Origin of the sequence: Microlunatus ginsengisoli (assembly GCF_039537205.1) — a bacterium.
GTDB lineage: Bacteria > Actinomycetota > Actinomycetes > Propionibacteriales > Propionibacteriaceae > Microlunatus > Microlunatus ginsengisoli.
Window position 1 is genome coordinate 1 of sequence record NZ_BAABAB010000061.1, and the last position, 2386, is coordinate 2386.

Annotated in this window: 2 protein-coding genes; both read left to right on the top strand. The window is 69.0% G+C overall.

Going from position 1 to position 2386, the window contains the following annotated elements; genetic code table 11:
- The first annotated feature begins 132 nt into the window (after positions 1 to 132).
- Positions 133 to 1611 (top strand): IS21 family transposase, encoded by a 1479-nt coding sequence (istA, locus tag ABD747_RS26570; protein WP_344810181.1) that lies wholly within the window; start codon positions 133 to 135, stop codon positions 1609 to 1611.
- A complete protein-coding gene (gene istB, locus ABD747_RS26575; protein WP_344810182.1) occupies positions 1608 to 2384 on the top strand; it encodes an IS21-like element helper ATPase IstB in 777 nt (258 codons plus the stop codon). Before istA ends, istB begins: the two co-directional genes overlap by 4 nt.
- The last annotated feature ends 2 nt before the right edge of the window (positions 2385 to 2386 follow it).

Consider the following 2386-nt stretch of genomic DNA (forward strand, 5'->3'; position numbering starts at 1 on the left):
GAAAGTCCCCGCTCCTTGTGCGTCGTGTCGTGATCGTTGAGGCCCCTTCCGCGGGTCGACGGTGGCGGTGTCTGCCAGTCACCGGTTGCCGCGGAAGGGGAGCCTCCATTGTCGAAGACTGCGAGGGAACGGATGGATGTGATTGCTGCCTACGAGAGTGTGGGCACGTATCGGGGTGCCGCGGAGTTGTGCGGCACGACGCACAAGACGGTTCGACGGATCGTGGAGGCCCATCGGGCCGGTTTGGTCGGTGAGACGCCGGCTGGTCGGAAGGGGCGGGCCCATAACTACGACGAGGTGACCCAGCTGGTCGCCAAGCGGGTGGCCGACACGCAGGGCCGGATCTCGGCGAAACGGTTGTTGCCGGCGGCGCGGGCGGCCGGCTACCCGGGGTCGCCGCGGAACTTCCGCCGGCTGGTGGCGGAGGCGAAGACGGCGTGGCGGCGGGATCATCACCGCGGCCGCCGGCCGGGGGTGTGGTCGCCGGGTGAGACGTTGATCATCGACTGGGGTGTGCTGGCCGGGGTGCACGTGTTCTGCGCGGTCCTGGCCTGGTCGAGATTCCGGTTCGTCCGGTTCGCCGGCAACGAACGTGGGACGACGACGTTCGAGCTGCTGGCAGAGTGTTTCGAGGTCCTCGGGGGTGTTCCGCAGGTCGTGCTGGCCGACCGGATGGGCTGTTTGAAGGCGGGCGTGGTCGCGAACCTGGTCGTGCCGACGGCCGACTATGTCCGGTTCGCCACGTTCTACGGGTTCCGGCCCGACTTCTGTCAGCCGGCCGACCCGGAGTCGAAAGGCATGGTCGAGCGGCTTGTCGGCTACGCCAAGGCCGACCTGATGATCCCCCAGCAGCCGTTCACCGATCTGTGGTCGGCGAACGACGCCGCCGAGGTGTGGTGCGGCGAGGTCAACGCCCGACAGCATTCGGAGATCTGCGCGGTCCCGCTGGACCGGCTCGAACGGGAACGGGAGCTGTTGCGGCCGCTGCCGTCGCTTCGGCCGGAGATCGGCGCAAAGGTGACCAGCCGGAAGGTCGACCGGCTGTCCTGCGTCCGGTTCGGGTCGGCTCGTTACTCGGTGCCATGCCGGCTGATCGGCACCCAGGTCACCATCACCACCACTCCCACCACCTTGACGGTGGTCGCGCCGGTCACCGGGGAGGTACTGGCCGAGCACCCGCTGGTCGGACCCGGCGAGACCAGCATCGACGACGCCCACTACGACCGGCCCCGACCCGACCGGCCGAACCGGGCACCGCGGCCCAGAACTCAAACAGAGAAGGACTTTTGCACCCTCGGCCCGATCGCCGAAGCGTTCCTGGTCGGCGCTGCAGCGGCCGGGGTGTCGAAGCTGGGCGCGGAGCTGGCCGACATCTGCATCTTGCGAGCAGCGCACGGCGACCAGGCACTGCTGGCCGCGCTCGAGCGGGCCGTGACCTACCGGCGGTGGCGGGCGGCCGATATCCGCTCCATCCTCGCCACCAGCGGCCACGCACCCACACCCCGACCCGCCGGCAGTTCACTGGCCGACGTGCTCACCCTGCCAACGGTGCCCACTCGGCCCCTCGACGCCTACAAGATCCAGCCCGACAGCACCCGGGAGGACCGGTGACCACCACACCACCCGTGCTGGCCCCTGACCTGAACGACGGGCTGAAACGGTTGAAGATGGCCGCGATGCGTCGGCTCGCCCCCGAACTGCTGATCACCGCCAAGACGCAACGCTGGAGCCCCGAGGAGTTCCTCCGGACCCTGGTCGAGGCCGAGATCGCCGCCCGGGACGCGTCGAACGCTGCCACCCGCCGCCGCCAGGCCGGGTTCCCCGTCACCAAGGCCCTCGACGACTACGACCTGGCCGCGTCGTCGGTCCCCGCGGCGACGTTCGACTACCTCGCCAGCCTCGAATGGATCCGGGCCGCCGAGAACGTGTGTCTGATCGGACCCGCCGGCACCGGCAAGAGCCACCTCCTCCTTGCGCTCGGGTCGGCCGCGGTCGATGCCGGCTACCGGGTCCGCTACCTCACCGCCGCTGACCTGGTCGACACCCTCTACCGCGGACTCGCCGACAACAGCGTCGGGAAGGTCATCGACACCCTCCTCAGAAACGACCTCGTCATCTGCGACGAGCTCGGCTTCGCACCGCTGGACGACACCGCCGCCCAACTGCTGTTCCGGTTCATCGCCGCCGGCTACGAACGCCGCAGCCTCGGTATCGGCTCACACTGGCCGTTCGAGTCCTGGGGCCGGTTCCTGCCCGAACACACCACAGCCGTCAGCATGCTCGACCGGCTCCTCCACCACTGCCACGTCGTCGTCACCGACGGCGAGTCCTACCGCATGCGACAAGCCCGACAACAAGGAGGACCCAAGCTCAACAAGGCCTGAAA

Coding starts and splice junctions, on each gene's coding strand:
- istA (WP_344810181.1), top strand. CDS start 133: ATGGATGTGATTGCTGCCTACGAGAGTGTGGGCACGTATCGGGGTGCC.